This is a genomic window from Variovorax paradoxus (assembly GCF_040544635.1).
Lineage (GTDB): Bacteria > Pseudomonadota > Gammaproteobacteria > Burkholderiales > Burkholderiaceae_C > Variovorax > Variovorax paradoxus_R.
Window position 1 is genome coordinate 1 of record NZ_JBEPKJ010000028.1, and the last position, 1,202, is coordinate 1,202.

The window sequence follows — 1,202 nt, forward strand, 5'->3', positions numbered from 1 at the left end:
GGCTTAGATGTCGAGGATCTTTGCCACGACGCCCGAACCCACGGTGCGGCCGCCTTCGCGGATGGCGAAGCGCAGGCCTTCTTCCATCGCGATCGGGTTGATCAGCTTCACGGTGATGCTGACGTTGTCGCCAGGCATGACCATTTCCTTGTCCGCGGGCAGCTCGATCGCGCCGGTCACGTCCGTCGTGCGGAAGTAGAACTGCGGACGATAGTTGTTGAAGAACGGCGTGTGACGGCCACCTTCGTCCTTGGACAGCACGTACACCTCGGCGGTGAAGTGCGTGTGCGGCTTGATGGAGCCGGGCTTGCACAGCACTTGGCCGCGCTCGACTTCTTCGCGCTTGGTGCCGCGCAGCAGTACGCCGACGTTGTCGCCCGCTTGACCCTGGTCCAGGAGCTTGCGGAACATTTCCACGCCGGTGCAGGTGGTCTTGACGGTCGGGCGGATGCCGACGATCTCGATTTCCTCGCCGACCTTGATGACGCCGCGCTCGACAGCGCCGGTCACGACGGTGCCGCGGCCGGAGATCGAGAACACGTCTTCGACGGGCATCAGGAAGGTGCCGTCCACGGCGCGCTCGGGCGTCGGGATGTAGGTGTCGAGGGCTTCGGCCAGCTTCATGATGGCTTCTTCACCGAGCTTGCCCTTGTCGCCTTCCAGGGCGAGCTTGGCCGAGCCGTGGATGATGGGGGTGTCGTCGCCAGGGAACTCGTACTTGTCCAGCAGCTCGCGCACTTCCATTTCAACGAGCTCGAGCAGTTCGGCGTCGTCGACCATGTCGCACTTGTTCAGGAACACGATGATGTAGCCCACACCCACCTGGCGCGCCAGCAGGATGTGCTCGCGGGTCTGGGGCATGGGGCCGTCGGCGGCCGAGCACACGAGAATGGCGCCGTCCATCTGGGCGGCACCGGTGATCATGTTCTTGACGTAGTCGGCGTGGCCGGGGCAGTCGACGTGTGCGTAGTGGCGGTTGGCCGTTTCGTACTCGACGTGAGCCGTATTGATCGTGATGCCGCGGGCCTTTTCTTCGGGCGCTGCGTCGATCTGGTCGTAGGCCTTGGCTTCGCCGCCGAACTTGGCCGACAGCACCGTCGCAATGGCCGCCGTCAGCGTGGTCTTGCCGTGGTCAACGTGACCGATCGTGCCCACGTTCACGTGCGGCTTGGTGCGGGTGAATTTACCTTTTGCCATTTTTC

General features: G+C 63.7%; 1 protein-coding gene. It reads right to left on the reverse strand.

The features are described from left to right. Window positions 1-3: 3 nt before the first annotated feature. Window positions 4-1,197, reverse strand: coding sequence for an elongation factor Tu (tuf, locus tag ABIC94_RS27350; RefSeq protein ID WP_354376179.1), 1,194 nt, complete (start codon window positions 1,195-1,197; stop codon window positions 4-6). Window positions 1,198-1,202: the final 5 nt, after the last annotated feature.

Excerpts from the sequence above, each read along its gene's own strand:
- tuf (WP_354376179.1), bottom strand. The coding sequence starts at position 1,197 with ATGGCAAAAGGTAAATTCACCCGCACCAAGCCGCACGTGAACGTGGGC.